Raw genomic sequence first — 14,693 nt, forward strand, 5'->3', positions numbered from 1 at the left:
GTCACGTAATACGTGACAAGTGATATGGGTTGGAGGTGAGAGGGGGTTAGGCGGAGTGGAGGATGGTGGTGGGGTCGGTGCGGGCGGCGCGGTGGGCGAGGGGGAGGGCGGTGAGCAGGGCGGTGAGGCTCAGGGTGAGGAGGAGGGCGACGTAGCTGAGTGGATCGGCGGGACCGATGCCGTAGAGTTGGGCGCGCAGGGCGTGGCTGACGGGGAAGGCGACGAGCAGGCCGAGGGCGAAGCCGGTGCCGACGAGTTTGCCGACGCGGCCGAGGATGAGGGCGCGGATGCCGCCCGGGGTGGCACCGAGGGCGAGGCGGATGCCGATCTCGGGCAGGGTTTGGGCGAGGGTGAAACGCAGGCTGGCGTAGAGGCCAAAGGCGGAGAGCGAGAGGGCGAAGGCCGCGAATCCGCCGAGGAGGTAACTCTGCAACCGCTGCAAGGTCGTGCCCTGGGCGATGGCGTCTTCGAGGAGTTGCGGCTCGACCGGCAGGGTGGGGTCGGCGGCGCGTAGGGCGGAGCGCACGGCGGGGACGACGGAGGGACGTTCGATGCGGACGAGCAGGGTGGAGAAGAACCACGGCATCTGCGTGTGTGGCACGTAGACCTGTGGAGGCGGGGCGTCGGAGAGGTTGTTCTGTCGGGTGTCGGCGACGATGCCGACGATCTCGCGGTAGATCGGGCCCATGAAGGAAACGATCATGATGCGTTGGCCGAGGGCGTCGCGGCCGGGGAACATGCGGCGGGCGTAGGCCTCGTTGACGACGGCGACGGGAGCACCGTCGGCGTTGTCGAAGTCGTTGAGGAGGCGACCGCGCTGCAGGGGCAGTTGCACGGTGGTGAAGAAGTCGGGGCTGACCGGCGCGTAGACCGCGTCGAGCGCGTTGGTGGCGTCGGTGGTGGTGCCTTCGCGCCAGCTCGGGTAGGTGAGGGTGATGCCGGTGAGGGGCGTGGAGGCGTTGACGGCGGCGGAGCGCACGCCGGGGACGGCCTCGGCGGCATCGATCAAGTCTTCGTAGTAGCGGGCGAGATCTTCGTTGGTCTCGTAGCGGCTGGGCGGCGGGGCGAGGCGGACGAGGACGACGTTTTCCGGGCTGAAGCCGGTGGGGGTGGACTGCAACTGCACGAGGCTGCGCATGAGCAGGAGGGCGGCGGCGAGCACGGCGACGGTGAGGGTGATCTGGCCGACGACGAGCACGGCCTGCCAGCGGCGGGTGGCGGGGTTGGTGGAGCCGCGGGAGGAGCCCTCCTTCAGCCAGAGGTTCACGTTGGCGCGGGCGAGGCGCCAGGCGGGGAGGAGGGCGCAGAGGGCGGCGCAGAGCAGGGCGGCGGCGAGGCCCACGCCGATGGCGGCGGGTTGCAGGGCGACCTCGTGGGCGCGGGGCAGGAGGGCGGGCGGAATGTGTTGGGCGACGGCGGGCAGAGCGATGGCGGCGAAACCGGCGCCGAGGAGTCCGCCGATGAGGGCAAGGATGAGGCTCTCGGCCGCGACGACGCGGGCGAGGCGGGAGGCGGTGGCGCCGAGGGAGAGCCGGATGCCGAGCTCGGGCAGTTTGGCGAGGGCGCGGGCGAGCAGGAGGTTCGCGAGGTTGGCGCAGACGATGAGGAGGACGAGGGCGACGGTGCCGAGTAGTAGGAGCAAGCCGGAGCGCATGGCGGTGACACGTTGCTCGAGCAGGGAACGGGTGGTGGCGGACCAATCGCGATTGGAATCGGGGTATTCGCGAGCGAGGTCGTGGGAGAGGGATTCGATCTCGGTGGCGGCGACGGCGGGATTGGCGTCGGGGGCGAGGCGGCCGATGGCGGTCCAGTAGCGGGAGTCGCGGGCGAAGTATTCAGGGGATTCGGCGGGGAAGGGCAGCCAGGCATCGACGAAGGCGGGTTCGCGGAAGGTGGCGGGCATGATGCCGATGACCGTGTGGGGCTGGTCGTCGAGCAGGACGGTCGTATTCAGAATATCAGGACGGCGGTTGAAGTAACGTTCCCAGGCGGCGTCGCTGATGATGACGGTGCGTTCGGCGGCGAAGGAGAATTCGTCGGGCGAGAAGAGGCGACCGAGCTGCGGGGTGGGGCGGAGGGCGTCGAAGAGGCCGCCGGTGACAAGGCTGGTGACCCATTGGGCGGGATCGCCGTCGGTCGGGTTGTAAGCGGCGAAGTTGGGGCGGTAACCGCCGAGGGCGGCGAAGCTGGTGGTGCGGTCCTGAAAGTCGCGCAGATCGGTGGCGGAGACGCCCTCCTGGTCGATGGCCTTGCTGGTGTTGAGGGCGCGCAGGACGACGAGGCGCTCGGGCTCCGGGTAAGGGAGCGGTTGCAGCACGATGGAGTGGAACAGCGAGTAAGCCGTGATGGTGGCGCCGAGCCCGGTGGCGAGCATGAGGATGGCGAGGGTGGCAAAGCCCGGGGCGCGACGGAGTTGGCGCAGGGCGGTGTGGAGGTCGTGCAGGACGGCGTTCATTTCCCCTGCAGTCTAGACCATGACCAGAGCGGGCGCATGGGCCGGAGGTCATGGTCGGAAGTCATGGTGGGGCGGCGGAGCCGCCCCATCGAAACGCTGAAAGGCTAAAAAGCTGAAAAGCTGAAATTGGGGGGAGCCCCGAGGCTGGGGGGGGGCTGACGCACTGGAGTGACGCGGCCCGGAGGTCCGCGTCCACCTTTTGGTGATCTTTATTCTTTCCTCTTTATCTTTCTCTTTCTCCCGACGGGGCGAGATGCGGGCGGCTTCCGGGGCGCGGGGAGAAAGAGAAAGATAAAGAATAAAGGGAAAGATGAGCTCGGGCTTAGATCAGGCCGAGCTCTCGGGCGCGGAGGGCGGCTTGGGTGCGGTCGAGGACGCCGAGTTTGCCGAGGACGTTGCTCATGTGGTTTTTGACCGTGCCTTCGGCGATGCCGAGCTGGGCGGCGATCTCCTTGTTGCTGTGGCCGGTGGCGAGGTGTTTGAGCACGTCGAGTTCGCGCGAGGAGAGCGGCTCGGTGAGTGGCTGGGGCGCGGCGCGGCGGGTTTCCTGGCCGGCGAGGCGGGAAAAATGGTTGAGCAGTTTGGCCGTGACCGAGGGCTCGATGAACGACTGGCCCTGGGCGGTGAGCTCGATGGCTTCGATGACGCGCTCGCTGGGGGAGGCCTTGAGCAGGTAGCCGACGGCGCCGGCGCTGAGCGCTTCGTAAACCTCTTCGTCGTCCTCGAAGGTGGTGAGCACGATGACGCGGGAATCGGGCATCTCGGCGGTGATGCGGCGGGTGGCCTCGACGCCGTTGAGGCGAGGCATGCGCAAGTCCATGAGGATGATGTCCGGGCGGTGAAAGCGGGCGGCATCGATGGCCTGTTCGCCGTCGGCGGCTTCACCAACGATGGTGAGTTGCTCGTGTTGTTCGAGCAGGATGCGCAGGCCCTCGCGGAAGAGGGCTTGGTCATCAACGAGGAGGACGCGGATCGAGGCGGAGGACGGACTGCTCATACGGGCACTTCGACGGTGAGGGTAAAACCGCCGGCGGGTCGAGGCCCGGCTGTGACTTGGCCACCGAGGAGACCGATGCGTTCGCGCATGCCCTGCAGGCCGAAGCCATCGGAGGAGGGCGTGGAGGCGGCGCCCTGGCCGTCGTCCTCGACGGAGAGGCGGATGTGGGCGTCGTGGGAGAAGTCGAGGGCGAGGGCGGCGCGGGACGCGCGGGCGTGTTTGCGCACGTTGGTGAGGCCCTCCTGGGCGGCGCGGTAGAGGGCGTGTTCGGCGGCGGTGGGGAGGCGGCGGGGTTCGCCGGCGATGGTGAGTTCGACGGGCAGACCGGCGTCGGTCGTGAGGTTGCGAATGGCCTCGGCGAGGGGCGGGAGTTGGTTGTCGGTGCGCAGGGTGCCGACGGAGCGGCGCACATCGTCGAGGGCTTCGCGGCTGAGACGGGCGGCTTTTTCGACGGCGAGGGCGGCCTTGGCGGGGTCTTTGGTGCAGATGGAGCGGGCGGCCTCGAGTTGGATGTTGATGACGGTGAGGTAGTGGCCGACGCCGTCGTGGATCTCGCGGGCGAGGCGGTTGCGTTCGCGGGTGGTGGCGAGTTCCTCGGCCTGGGCGGCCTGGGCGCGGAGTTGGGCGTTGGCGGCCTCGAGTTGGTTGCTGAGAGCCATGGCGTGTTCGCGGGCGAGCAGGGCGTTTTGGGTAACGTAGGAAAACACCATGGTGAACAGGTAGGCCGGGCTGTAGGAAACGAGCACCTCACGATAGACATCGAAGCCGTAGAGCATCCAAAACACGCCGGTGGCGGCGAGGTAGATGCCAATGCCACAGGCGAGCGCGACGAGTCGCGGGAAGATGAAGACGGCTTGGCTGGCGAGGGGCAGGGCGATGATGCCGAAGAAGCCGCGGATCGGGCTCACGTAGACGATAATGAGCACGAGCGTAACCTGCAGGGCGAAGACGGCGGATTGTCGGCGGGTGTTCTCGTCATCGAAGCGGTAGGAGAACGTTCCAATCAGAATGTAGATCGTGCCGAGCAGGAAGGTGACGGCCAGACGCCAGGCTTCGCCGTGAATGTTGCTGATGAAGACGAAGGACGTGAACGCGCCCAAGCCGGTGCCGGCGAAAGCCAGCATGCTGTAGTAGTCACCTTTGGCGGGGGCACGTTGCGAAGTTCCCATGGCGGCGGAGTGTAGCAGATCGGTGGGACGGAAAGGAATAGGTCGATGGTCACGGTGAACGGGCGGGGCGTCGTGACGAGTTTGTTACGCGGAATAATTTTCTGTGGCTGGACTCTGAACGAGTAATGCAATCGCCTCGCTTCGTGCCCCCTCGTTCCGTCGTTACCGCGGCTGTCCAAGCCAACCTCGTCCTTGTGGCCCAAGGACAGGGCGTGATTCAGAGCCTCGGCCAGCAACGCTACACCCGGCCCTATGCGGGCTGTTTCAACTCATCGGCGGGCGGGCATTTCCGGCACGCGATCGAGCATTACCAAGCCTTCCTGCAGGCGGTGAAAACGGGCGAGCTGGACTACGAGAATCGGGCCCGGGACTTGCAGATCGAATCGTTGGCCGACTATGCGGCGGCGGCGTGGGAGCAGATCGCCGCGGGCCTCCAGGCGCTGGTGGGCGGGGCGCATGACGGTCAGCGCCTGACCATGGCGTCGGAGAGCGTGGAGGGCGGCACCATGCAGACCTCGGTGGAGCGCGAGCTGGAGTTTTTGATCAATCACACGGTGCATCATTTCGCGCTCATCGCGGTGATCGCGCAGGCCCATGGCGCGTCGGTGCCGCAGGATTTTGGCATGGCGCCCTCGACGCTCAAGTATCGCGAAGCGCAGGAGCCGGCATGTGCACGTTGAGTTGGCGACCGGCGGAAGCCGGCTACACCCTGTGGTTTAATCGCGATGAGCTGCACAGTCGGGCGGCGGAGGAGCCTCCGCGGGAGTTTCGCACCATCGGCGGCGTCGCCTGGCTGGCGCCGACTGACCCGGACAGCGGCGGCACGTGGCTGATGGTGAATCAGCAGGGCGTGACCGTGGCGCTGCTCAATGACTACGGCTCGACCTGGAGTGAACCGCTCGACGGGCCGCGCGAAAGCCGGGGACGTCTCGCACCGTTGGCGGCGGCGGCTGGCACCGCGACGGATGCCATCGGCCTGGCGCTGCGGGCGGGCGGACTGGACCGCACGCCGCCGTTTAATCTGGTGGCGATCGACGGCGACGGCGGCGCGGCGCACCTGCATTGGAATGGAGCAGAGATCCGGCTGCGCGAGGGCGACGACGTGGCGGCGCCGCTGACGTCATCCTCCTACGCCTCCGAACGGGTGGTGGCGGCGCGGCAGCGGGCGTATCCGCGCAACGCCGATGCGGCGGCGTTGGCGGCGTATCATCATTCTCATGACACGGAGCGCGGGGCGGAATCGGTCAACATGAGTCGGGCGGATGCGGCGACCCGCAGCATCACGCAGGTGCGGGTGGGGCCGGAGTGGGTGGTGTTGGATTACGAGCCGCAGAACTGGCCGGGCGCACCGCGGGTGGCCGGTGGGCCCCGCCAATGGCGGCTGCCGCGGCAGGATGTCTTTTCGTCCATCAATGCGGAATAGGGCGACGGAAGCCGATCTCCCACGCCGCGTATGAAGCAATCAATCCAACTCTCGAAGGGCCTTACGGTGGTGAGCTGGGTGACGCGAATCGTCGCCGCGGTGATCCTGTTGCAGACCCTGTTTTTTAAGTTTAGTGCGCATCCCGATTCGGTGGCGATTTTCACCGCGGTGGGCCAGGAGCCGATCGGCCGCATCGGTTCCGGTATCGTGGAACTGATCGCCAGCGTGATGCTGTTTGTGCCCGGTCTGGTGGCCGTGGGAGCGGCGCTGGCGGTGGGCACGATGAGCGGCGCGATCTTCTTTCATCTCACCTCGCTCGGGGTGGTGGTGAATGACGACGGCGGGACTTTGTTCTCGCTGGCCATCGTGGTGTGGGTCTGCAGCGCGGTGGGGCTGTGGCTGTATCGCGGCACCTTGCCGGTAATCGGACCCAAACTGGTCGGCCGGACGGGAGGTGTCTCGTGAATCCCGCGATCAAATGCAGCCGAACGCTGGGCCGTTTTATCAATCTCTTCCTCATCGCCGGACTGTTGGCCTTTGGCCTGCGTGCTGACGAAGTGAATACAAACTGGCGCGGGCTCGCGATCAAGGGTTACGACCCGGTGGCCTACTTCACGGAAGGCAAACCGGTGGAGGGCGACAGCGACTTCGAATTTGAATGGCGGGATGCGACCTGGCGTTTTGCCAGCGCGGCACACCGGGATCGTTTTGCGAAGGATCCGGAGGCGTATGCCCCGCAGTATGGCGGCTACTGCGCGTGGGCGGTGAGTCAGAACAAACTCGCGCCGATCGATCCGGAGGCGTGGCGCATCGTCGACGGGAAGCTGTATCTGAACTATTCACCCAAGGTGCAACGCGACTGGGAGCAGGATATTCCCGGTTTTATCGAACTTGCCGATGGCTACTGGCCCACATTGCGAAAGGAGTGACGTGGCCGGTGCGACGTCGTTAGCGGGGCCGGTCGACGGAGGCGTCGGCGGTCTCATGCGGTGGCAGCGGCTGGCGGTGTCGCGGTGGGTGCGGCTGACACAGTGGGAGTATTGGCCGATCTGGGCGATCTATCTGCCAGTGTTTTTCTACGGACTTTGGTTGGCGGTGTGGCATCGCGGGGCGACGGTGTTCTCGGCGGCAAATCCCGGCATGCCGGCGGCCGGTGGATTGGTGGGGTATTCCAAGTCCGCCATCCTCGAAGGGCTGGCCGGCGCCGGCGACGCGGTGGCGACGTGGGCGCTGATCGCCCCGGGGGCGTTTCCGGAGCGCAACGCGGCGGTGCGGCGGTTTATGGCGGAGCATCAGCTGGGTTATCCGGTGGTGCTGAAGCCGGACCTAGGAGAGCGTGGCTCGGGCGTCGTGATCGCCAAGAACGCGGCGGAGGTGGAGGTCGTGCTGCGGACGGAGCCGACGGCGTTGATCGCGCAGGCGTATGTGCCGGGCGTGGAGTGGGGCGTGTTTTATGTGCGGCGACCGGGGGCGGCGAAGGGCGAGATTTTTGCGATCACCGACAAACGTATGGTGCACGTGGTGGGCGACGGGCGAAGCAGTCTGGAACGGTTGATCCTAAACGACGCGCGCGCGGTGGGCATGGCGCGATTCTTCCGGCAGAAGTTCGCCGCGCGGTTGGGCGAAGTGCCGGCGGCAGGGGAACGCGTGATGCTGAGCGAACTCGGCACGCACTGCCGCGGGGCGATGTTTTTGGACGGTGCGGCGCTGGAGACGCCGGAACTGGTGCAGGCGGTCGAGGCGGTGAGTCGGCAGTTTGAAGGGTTTTATTTTGGCCGCTACGACCTGCGCGCGGAATCGACCGAGGCGATGCAGGCGGGGCGGTTTAAGGTCATCGAACTGAACGGTGTGTCTTCGGAAGCCACGGCGATGTATGACCCGAAACATTCGGTGTGGTTTGGCTGGCGCACCCTGTGCCGGCAGTGGCGGATCGCATTTGAAATTGGCGCGGCCAATCGCCGTGCCGGCGCACGGGTGTGGTCCGTGCGGGAACTGTGGACCCTATTACAGGAGCAACGAAAAGCATGAAGACGATAGCAGCACCGATCGAAGTGGAGACCGAACGTTATGTCCTGCGCATGGGGACCGGGGCGGAGGATTTGGCGGCGGCGCAGCGCCTGCGCTTTGAGGTATTCAATTTGGAACTACAGCGCGGGCTGGTGGAGTCGTATGCGTCGGGACGCGACGAAGATCGTTTTGATGCGGTGTGTGATTTGATGCTGGTGATGGAGCGCGACAGCGGCGCGGTGGTGGGCACGTATCGCATGCAGACCGGGCTGAGCGCGGCACAGCATTTGGGGTATTACAGCGGGGCGCAGTTTGACCTTTCGCCGATGGAGCCGGCGCGGCATCAAATCCTGGAGTTGGGGCGCGCCTGCGTGGCGGAGGCGCATCGCAACCAGACCGTCATCGGGCTGTTGTGGAAAGGCATCGCGCGCTACGCCCAGGCGCATGGGGCGCGGTATCTGGTCGGTTGCAGTTCCCTCATCTCGCAGGATGCCGGCGCCGGCATGGGCACGTATGAGCAGCTGGCCAAACGTTACCTGGTGGAGGAACCGTGGCGGACGCGGCCGTTGGCGGATCATCGTTGTGACGTGCCGGCGAGTGAGCCGGCGAAGGTGCCGAAGTTGATGGCGGCTTACCTCATGCTCGGGGCGCGGATTTGTGGGGAACCCTCGCTGCATCGCGAGTTTGGCACGATCGAGTTTTTGACGTGGCTCGACCTCGACGGGCTGGCGCCGCGGGTGGCGCGAAAGTTTCTGGGTTGAGGCGTGGCGCGGCGCCGACGTCACGGCCGTGTGGCGAACAGGCAAGGGCCGCGTGACGATGGTTACAATCCGCCGACGTGGGCGCGCCGCTCTTGCGAGCTGGTGCGGCGCAGCGCAGGGAGTTGAACTGCCGCGAAGGCCATGGGGGCCGGTGCGGCGGCTATTATCCCATGAGCGTGCAAGCGTCATTTCCGCCGGTCGGCACCGAGCGTTATCGAGTCCATTTTGCGGCGAACGAACAGGACCTGTGGGCCGCCCAGCGGCTGCGGTTTGAGGTGTTTAATCTGGAGCTCAACGAGGGGCTTGTGGCGTCGCACATGATCGGGCGCGATGAGGATGGGTTTGATCCGGTTTGTGAACATCTGTTGGTGACGGATCAGGCGGACGGGAAGGTGGTCGGCACCTATCGGATGCAGGCCGGACTCTCGGCGGCGGCGCACCTCGGTTATTACAGCGAGCAGGAGTTTGATTTTGGTCCGTTCGCCGCGCGGCGTGGCGAGATTTTGGAGCTTGGGCGCGCCTGTGTGGCGGCGGAGCATCGCAACCAGAGTGTGCTGTCGTTGCTATGGCGCGCCATCATGCAACATGCGCGCCGGCGGGGGCAGCGGTATTTGATCGGTTGCAGCTCGTTGTCGTCGTTGGACGAAGCCGGAGGGCTGGAAACGTATCGTAATCTCGCGGCGCATTACCTCGCGGCGCCGGAGTGGCGGACGCGGCCGGTGGCATCCTGTCGGTGTCGGTCGGGGACGGCCGATGCGTTGGCGGTGCCGCGATTGATGGTGGCGTATTTGGCGGCGGGGGCGCGGGTGTGTGGCGAGCCGGCGATCGACCGCGAGTTTGGCACGATCGACTTCCTGACGGTGCTCGACCTCGACGCGTTGTCGCCGCGCTTTGCGCGAAAATACCTCGCCTGACTGGCAGGTTTGGGCGTGATGGGCGGCTCGCATGGCCGTCTTTGGACCGAATACCCCATCTCCTCCCATCCCGTGGCGTTGGTCGCTGCGCGGGGTTGGTCGGGTGGCGGCGTTGCTGGGTGGAGCTGGAGGCAGCGCGTTGGAATACCTGCGGATGCCGCGCGAGGAACGGACCTCGGTGGCGGGCAAAGCACGCTGGTTGCAACGGACGTGTCGGCGAGCGTTGCGGGCGTTCAAAATCGAGGTGGTGGCTGAGGGGGAAGCGTTGCCGCATGGGGTGATGCTCGCGCCCAACCATGTGAGTTACATGGATATTTTGGTGCTGTCCGCGCTGGCGCCGACGGTGTTTGTGGCGAAGTCGGAGGTGAAGGGCTGGCCGCTGTTTGGGTGGTTTGCGCGGATGGCGGGAACCTTGTTTATCCGGCGGCAAGTGCGCGCGGATGTCGTGCGGGTGGGGGAGCAGTTGGCGCCGGTGATGGCGGCGGGGGTGAACCTGGTGGTGTTTCTCGAAGGCACGAGCACGGATGGGCAGGACGTGAACCCGTTTCGTCCGTCGATGCTGGAGCCGGCGGTGAAGGCGAGTTGGCCGCTGTGTCCGGTGGCTTTGCGCTACGAGGTGCCGGCGGGGCGGGATGCGACTTGGGAAGTGGCGTGGTGGGGATCGATGCCGCTGTTGCCGCATGTGATCGGGTTTGCGGGCCTGGAGTGGGTGCGGGTGCACGTTCGGCGGGCGGCGGTGCTGACGGCGGAGGGCGATCGGAAGGAGCTCGCGGCTCAGCTGGAGGCGCAGGTGCGGGCACTTTTGCACGGAGAATCGGGCGCGCGGCGTGAGTGAGCGTTGGCTTGTGCTGGGCGGGGGGATGGCCTTGAGTCCCGGCCTCGACTCCCAACCTCCAACCTGATCTTTCACCATGGCCTCAACTTCCCACGAATTGAACGGTGCCGGCAACTGGGCCAGCGTCGCTCGGAAACCCTTTGGTGAAACCAAGTCAGGCGAGGCGACCGAGCTGTTTACGCTGACCAATGCCAAAGGTATGCGCGTCGAGATCACCAACTATGGCGGCATCATCGTGCGTTGGACGGCGCCGGACCGGGAGGGCAAGCTGGCCGACGTGGTGTTGGGCTACGATGACCTCGCGGCCTACGAAGCGGGCGGCGCGTATTTCGGCGCGGTGGTGGGGCGTTTCGGCAACCGCATCGCCGGGGGGCAGTTCACCTTGGACGACGAAACTTACACGCTGCCGACCAACAATGCGCCGGGCGGCATCCCGTGTCACTTGCACGGCGGGCCGGAAGGGTTTGATCGCAAAGTCTGGGCGGCCGAGGTGGCGGCGGAAGGCGAGTCGGCACGGCTGACTTTGAAGTTGGAGAGTCCGGCGGGGGAGGCGGGTTTTCCGGGCACTTTGGCGGTCACGGTGGTGTATTTGCTGAAGCCGGAGAATACGCTGGAGATCACCTACACGGCCACGACCGATGCGGCGACGCCGGTGAACCTTACTCAGCACACTTACTTTAACCTCGCGGGTGAGGGCACGATCGACGGACACATCCTGCAGATGCAGGGCGCGTCGCGTTACCTGCCGGTGGATGCGGGACAGATCCCGACCGGCGAACTCGCGCCGGTGGCGGGCACGCCGTTTGATTTTCTGGCGCCGCGCCCGCTGGGCGCGCGCATTGCGGAGGATCATCCGCAGATCAAGATCGGCTGCGGCTACGACCACTGTTGGGTGTTTGACGATGCCGACGGCACGACGCACCTCGCGGCCAAAGTCATGGAGCCGATCTCGGGGCGGGTGCTCGAAGTGCTGACGACGGAGCCCGGCATGCAGGTTTACACCGGCGCGTTCATCAAGCCGGGCGACCAAGGCAAAGACGGCGCGATTTACGATGCGCGTTCGGGCTTTTGTCTTGAGACCCAGCACTTCCCGGACTCGCCCAATCAACCGACGTTTCCGTCGACGATTTTGCGGCCGGGCGAGACGTATCGGTCGGTGACGGCGTTTCGGTTTGGCACGATCTGACGGGGCGGCGCAATCTCGAGCCCGACCCACCGCAGGGGGGCTCAGAGTTCGAGCAGGCCGCGTTGCACGGCGGCGGTCACGGCTTCGGTGCGACCGGCGACCTGGAGTTTGCCGAGGATGTGTTTAAGGTGATCCTTCACCGTGTTCTCGGTGATGCCGAGGGTCGCGGCGATTTCCTTGTTGGCGAGGCCCTTGGCGGTCTCGCGCAGGACGTCGAGTTCGCGCGGGGTGAGGGCTTCAAAACGTTCGCGCACGGCGAGGCGACTGGCGACATCGCGCGGGATCCAACGACCGCCGCCACAGACCTGCCGAATGGCGGGGATCAAGTCGTCGCCAGTGGAGCTTTTGAGCAGATAACCGGAGGCACCGGCGGCGAGCGCGCCGTGGATATCCTCGTCGCCGTTGTAGGCGGTGAGCACGAGAATGCGGGCGGCGGGAAACTCGCGGCGAATCTGCTCGATCGCCTCACGTCCACCGAGCCCGGGCATGCGCAGGTCGAGCACGGCGAGGTCGGGCTGGTGTTCGCGAAAGAGTGCGACGGCCTGTTCGCCATCGCTGGCCTGCGCGATGACGGCGAGTTCCGGTTCACACTCGATGAGGGCAACCAAACCACTGCGCACGACGAAGTGATCGTCGGCGACGAGGATGCGCACGCGGGAGTGGGAAGAGGCAGGCGAAGTCATGACGTGGGACGGGGGACGACGAGTTGCAGGCGGGTGCCGCGGGACTGCGGGCCGGGCTCGAATGTAAGGATGGCATGGATACGGCGGGCGCGTTCCTGCATGCCGATGAGGCCGAAGTGACCCGATTGGCCAAGCTCGGCGGTGGGGGCGGGGGAGAAGCCGATGCCGTCGTCGGTGACGGTGAGGACAAGTTGGGTTGCGTCGGTGTGGAGGTGAAGTTGCACGGAGGCGGCGCGGGCGTGTTTGGCGATGTTGGTGAGGGCTTCCTGGCCGATGCGCAGGACGTTTTCCTCGACCACCTCGGGCCAGCGTGGCGGTGGGTAGGCGCAGTCGCAGTTGCAGGTGAGGCCGGCGGCCTCGGCGAGATGCTCGGCGCTGTGGCGCAGGGCGTCGGCGAGGTCGAATTGTTCGAGTTCGCGGGAGCGCAGGTCCCAGATCGAACGGCGCAGGTCCACCTGACTTTGTTGGAGGAGGAGACGGGCGGTCTGCAGGTGGTTGGCGGCGGCGCCGGCGTCGCGGGGCGCGAGTGTAGTGGCGGTTTGGAGACGCAGGGCGATGCCGGTGAGGGTTTGCTCGAGAGAGTCGTGGAGTTCGCGGGCGAGGCGGGTGCGTTCGGTGAGGGCACCTTTGAACTGCAGCTCGTCGGCTTTGCGTCCGGTGATCTCGACCTCGAGCTGGGCGGTGCGCTCGGCGACCTTGGTTTCGAGTAGCGCGTTGCGGCGGGCGTTGTGGAGGGACCAGGCCACGGCGAGAAAGAGGGCGAGTGCGGCGCCGCCGAGGGCGGTGAAAAGGCGGGCGGGCGTCCACCACGCGGGAGGTTCGAGCACGACGGCGTCGGCGTGCGTGGCGAGCAGCAGGTGAAGCGCGATCAGGCGGCCGGAGGCGTCGAGGGAGGATTGGCAGACGCCGTCGACCTGGACGGTGGCGCCGACGGGGAGGTTGGGTGCCTGGCCGGGAGCGTGGGCGAGGTTGACCGTGACGCTGAGATCGTCGGCTTGGAGCAACCAGGAGGATTCGATCAGATCGGTGGCGGGCAGCGGACGAAAGCTGGCGTCGAGGATATGGCCGACGAGGCGGATGCGTTCGCCGTGATGCAGGCCTTGGCGGAGTGCGGCGACCGGGGCGGGCAGTGGCGCGGGCTGAGGTGCGGAGTTGGTGGGGCGCAGGATGGCATCGCGCAGCACGGCGAGGTGGTTGTCGTATTCGATAAACCCGATGGCGGAGACCGCGGTGCCGACGGGCGGCAGGTCGGGTTGGATCGGATCGAGGCGTAGTCCGCCGGTTAAATCCTGCAGAAAGGCGAGGCCGTCGGGTCGTTGGAGGGTGAGCACGCCGGCGACGTGGACACGATTGGAGGACGTATTGCCCGGGCGGTATTGGGCGACGGCTTGAAGCGGGAGCGGTGCGGCGGACCACGGGGGAGCTGACTCGGTGGAAAGTAGTTCGACGTCGGCGGGGCGCGGCACGTGCAGGCGCACATCCAACAACTGGCGGACGGGGGTGTGGTAAGTCGTGGCGGCGGTGCCGCTGACTTGTAACCGGGCTCCGAGGAGGGAATCGGGCGTGGCGTCGGGTAGCGAAGGAATGAAGACGGTGAGGCGGTAGCCCTCGACGGCGAGGATGAGGCGCCATTGGTTGGCGTCGAGGTGAGCCTGACGCACGGTGCCCACAATACGGATACGTTGGCAGTCCTCGCTGCCACTCATCAGGCGGTCGGCGGAAACGGGTCGAGCCGGCGGGAGGGGCGCCGGGCCGAGCACGCGCCACTGCGGCTCACCGATGACGGGGGCGAAGTCGCCGGGATGGGAGGTGCCGTGGATCTCGACGCGGGTGCCGGGGGCGGGGGCGGGTTCAGTGCGGGCGTCGACGTAGATGCCAGCGGTTTCGTCCTGCACAAAAAACTGGCCGTGCCACGCTGGGTCGGCGGCGGTGACCACCCCGGTCACGGTGACAGGCAGCCCGGCGGCGGCACGTTCGGGCGAAAGGGCGAGCACGTCGGCCGCGTTGCGCAGCGTTTGCGCGGTGGTGACGGAACTGAGGGGCAGTGCAAGCAGGAGTCCGAGCCAAACCGCGCCGAGGCCGAGCCACCCCAGACGGGGGGCGAGGGGGGGAGCGGAGAGGAGGCGGGGCGGGATCACGTTGGAGTGCAGCTTGGGGTGGGGACGGGTGCGCGGGCAAATCCAAGCGCGACCGATCACCCGAAAGAGGGATGCGGGGGCGGGGGGCGAAACGCTACGATGAAAACCCTTCCGGTCGGCCCGCA

Annotated in this window: 14 protein-coding genes; 9 read left to right on the forward strand and 5 right to left on the reverse strand. The window is 66.6% G+C overall.

The window, feature by feature from the left end; translation table 11 throughout:
* Positions 1-46: 46 nt before the first annotated feature.
* The 3 genes from K1X11_RS20245 to K1X11_RS20255 all read right to left on the reverse strand — a co-directional run bounded on the left by K1X11_RS20245 (position 47) and on the right by K1X11_RS20255 (position 4,621).
* Entirely contained in the window at positions 47-2,455 is a 2,409-nt protein-coding gene (locus K1X11_RS20245; protein WP_221029437.1) for an ADOP family duplicated permease, read from the reverse strand.
* 322 nt (positions 2,456-2,777) lie between these two features.
* Positions 2,778-3,452, reverse strand: coding sequence for a response regulator (locus tag K1X11_RS20250; RefSeq protein WP_221029436.1), 675 nt, complete (start codon positions 3,450-3,452; stop codon positions 2,778-2,780).
* Positions 3,449-4,621: a sensor histidine kinase gene (locus K1X11_RS20255; RefSeq protein WP_221029435.1), complete on the reverse strand. Its 1,173-nt coding sequence runs from the start codon at positions 4,619-4,621 to the stop codon at positions 3,449-3,451. Before K1X11_RS20255 ends, K1X11_RS20250 begins: the two co-directional genes overlap by 4 nt.
* Positions 4,622-4,764: 143 nt before the next feature.
* Between K1X11_RS20255 and K1X11_RS20260 the strand changes: the two genes are divergently transcribed.
* The 9 genes from K1X11_RS20260 to K1X11_RS20300 all read left to right on the forward strand — a co-directional run bounded on the left by K1X11_RS20260 (position 4,765) and on the right by K1X11_RS20300 (position 11,747).
* Positions 4,765-5,301 carry a DinB family protein gene (locus K1X11_RS20260; RefSeq protein WP_221029434.1) on the forward strand — a complete coding sequence of 179 codons (537 nt, stop codon included), beginning with the start codon at positions 4,765-4,767 and terminating at the stop codon, positions 5,299-5,301.
* Positions 5,289-6,044: an NRDE family protein gene (locus K1X11_RS20265; RefSeq protein WP_221029433.1), complete on the forward strand. Its 756-nt coding sequence runs from the start codon at positions 5,289-5,291 to the stop codon at positions 6,042-6,044. Before K1X11_RS20260 ends, K1X11_RS20265 begins: the two co-directional genes overlap by 13 nt.
* Before the next feature lie 30 nt (positions 6,045-6,074).
* A complete protein-coding gene (locus K1X11_RS20270; RefSeq protein ID WP_221029432.1) occupies positions 6,075-6,509 on the forward strand; it encodes a hypothetical protein in 435 nt (144 codons plus the stop codon).
* An 8-nt stretch (positions 6,510-6,517) separates the two neighbouring features.
* Positions 6,518-6,973 (forward strand): YHS domain-containing (seleno)protein, encoded by a 456-nt coding sequence (locus K1X11_RS20275; RefSeq protein WP_425503838.1) that lies wholly within the window; start codon positions 6,518-6,520, stop codon positions 6,971-6,973.
* Positions 6,942-8,072, forward strand: a complete 1,131-nt coding sequence (locus tag K1X11_RS20280) for an ATP-grasp domain-containing protein (protein WP_221029430.1) — start codon at positions 6,942-6,944, stop codon at positions 8,070-8,072. Before K1X11_RS20275 ends, K1X11_RS20280 begins: the two co-directional genes overlap by 32 nt.
* A complete protein-coding gene (locus tag K1X11_RS20285) occupies positions 8,069-8,812 on the forward strand; it encodes a GNAT family N-acetyltransferase (protein ID WP_221029429.1) in 744 nt (247 codons plus the stop codon). Before K1X11_RS20280 ends, K1X11_RS20285 begins: the two co-directional genes overlap by 4 nt.
* Positions 8,813-8,982: 170 nt before the next feature.
* Positions 8,983-9,726: a GNAT family N-acetyltransferase gene (locus K1X11_RS20290; protein ID WP_221029428.1), complete on the forward strand. Its 744-nt coding sequence runs from the start codon at positions 8,983-8,985 to the stop codon at positions 9,724-9,726.
* Between the two features lie 31 nt (positions 9,727-9,757).
* On the forward strand, positions 9,758-10,561 hold the full coding sequence (locus K1X11_RS20295; RefSeq protein ID WP_221029427.1) for a lysophospholipid acyltransferase family protein: 804 nt from the start codon (positions 9,758-9,760) through the stop codon (positions 10,559-10,561).
* Between the two features lie 76 nt (positions 10,562-10,637).
* Positions 10,638-11,747 (forward strand): aldose epimerase family protein, encoded by a 1,110-nt coding sequence (locus K1X11_RS20300; protein ID WP_221029426.1) that lies wholly within the window; start codon positions 10,638-10,640, stop codon positions 11,745-11,747.
* A 41-nt stretch (positions 11,748-11,788) separates the two neighbouring features.
* On the opposite strand, the gene K1X11_RS20305 is transcribed toward K1X11_RS20300, so the two are convergent.
* Positions 11,789-12,430: a response regulator gene (locus K1X11_RS20305; RefSeq protein ID WP_221029425.1), complete on the reverse strand. Its 642-nt coding sequence runs from the start codon at positions 12,428-12,430 to the stop codon at positions 11,789-11,791.
* Complete coding sequence (locus tag K1X11_RS20310; protein WP_221029424.1) at positions 12,427-14,568, reverse strand: histidine kinase; 2,142 nt, start codon at positions 14,566-14,568, stop codon at positions 12,427-12,429. Before K1X11_RS20310 ends, K1X11_RS20305 begins: the two co-directional genes overlap by 4 nt.
* Positions 14,569-14,693 lie beyond the last annotated feature (125 nt).

Source organism: Actomonas aquatica (assembly GCF_019679435.2).
Classification (GTDB): domain Bacteria; phylum Verrucomicrobiota; class Verrucomicrobiia; order Opitutales; family Opitutaceae; genus Actomonas; species Actomonas aquatica.

What these genes read in the sequence shown, in the direction of transcription:
- K1X11_RS20245 (WP_221029437.1), bottom strand. Translation starts at nt 2,455, where the DNA reads ATGAACGCCGTCCTGCACGACCTCCACACCGCCCTGCGCCAACTCCGT.
- K1X11_RS20250 (WP_221029436.1), bottom strand. Translation starts at nt 3,452, where the DNA reads ATGAGCAGTCCGTCCTCCGCCTCGATCCGCGTCCTCCTCGTTGATGAC.
- K1X11_RS20255 (WP_221029435.1), bottom strand. Translation starts at nt 4,621, where the DNA reads ATGGGAACTTCGCAACGTGCCCCCGCCAAAGGTGACTACTACAGCATG.
- K1X11_RS20265 (WP_221029433.1), top strand. Translation starts at nt 5,289, where the DNA reads ATGTGCACGTTGAGTTGGCGACCGGCGGAAGCCGGCTACACCCTGTGG.
- K1X11_RS20270 (WP_221029432.1), top strand. Translation starts at nt 6,075, where the DNA reads ATGAAGCAATCAATCCAACTCTCGAAGGGCCTTACGGTGGTGAGCTGG.
- K1X11_RS20280 (WP_221029430.1), top strand. Translation starts at nt 6,942, where the DNA reads ATGGCTACTGGCCCACATTGCGAAAGGAGTGACGTGGCCGGTGCGACG.
- K1X11_RS20285 (WP_221029429.1), top strand. Translation starts at nt 8,069, where the DNA reads ATGAAGACGATAGCAGCACCGATCGAAGTGGAGACCGAACGTTATGTC.
- K1X11_RS20290 (WP_221029428.1), top strand. Translation starts at nt 8,983, where the DNA reads ATGAGCGTGCAAGCGTCATTTCCGCCGGTCGGCACCGAGCGTTATCGA.
- K1X11_RS20295 (WP_221029427.1), top strand. Translation starts at nt 9,758, where the DNA reads ATGGCCGTCTTTGGACCGAATACCCCATCTCCTCCCATCCCGTGGCGT.
- K1X11_RS20300 (WP_221029426.1), top strand. Translation starts at nt 10,638, where the DNA reads ATGGCCTCAACTTCCCACGAATTGAACGGTGCCGGCAACTGGGCCAGC.
- K1X11_RS20305 (WP_221029425.1), bottom strand. Translation starts at nt 12,430, where the DNA reads ATGACTTCGCCTGCCTCTTCCCACTCCCGCGTGCGCATCCTCGTCGCC.